The organism is Bacillus cereus group sp. BfR-BA-01408 (assembly GCF_022663305.1).
In the GTDB taxonomy this organism is placed as follows: domain Bacteria; phylum Bacillota; class Bacilli; order Bacillales; family Bacillaceae_G; genus Bacillus_A; species Bacillus_A pacificus.
Genome location: NZ_JAKUFF010000242.1, coordinates 1 through 292, shown reverse-complemented (window position 1 = coordinate 292; position 292 = coordinate 1). Strand labels below are relative to the sequence as shown.

Below are 292 nucleotides of genomic sequence, written 5' to 3'. Positions count from 1 at the left end.
GTAAGATCCCTGAAAGATGATCAGGTTGATAGGTTCGAGGTGGAAGCATGGTGACATGTGGAGCTGACGAATACTAATAGATCGAGGACTTAACCATATAATATGTAGCAATGTTATCTAGTTTTGAAGGAATATATAATTTTCCTCTTGACATTTCGAAAGAAATGTTTATAATGATAAAAGTCTGGTAATGATGGCAGAGAGGTCACACCCGTTCCCATACCGAACACGGAAGTTAAGCTCTCTAGCGCCGATGGTAGTTGGGACCTTGTCCCTGTGAGAGTAGGACGTT

At 41.4% G+C, this 292-nt stretch carries 2 rRNA genes; both read left to right on the top strand.

Annotated features, from left to right (window positions below):
• Positions 1–97, top strand: a 23S ribosomal RNA gene (locus tag MR083_RS27130); the annotation flags it as partial.
• Positions 98–183: 86 nt separating this feature from the next.
• Positions 184–292: ribosomal RNA gene (gene rrf / locus MR083_RS27125) — 5S ribosomal RNA — on the top strand; the annotation flags it as partial.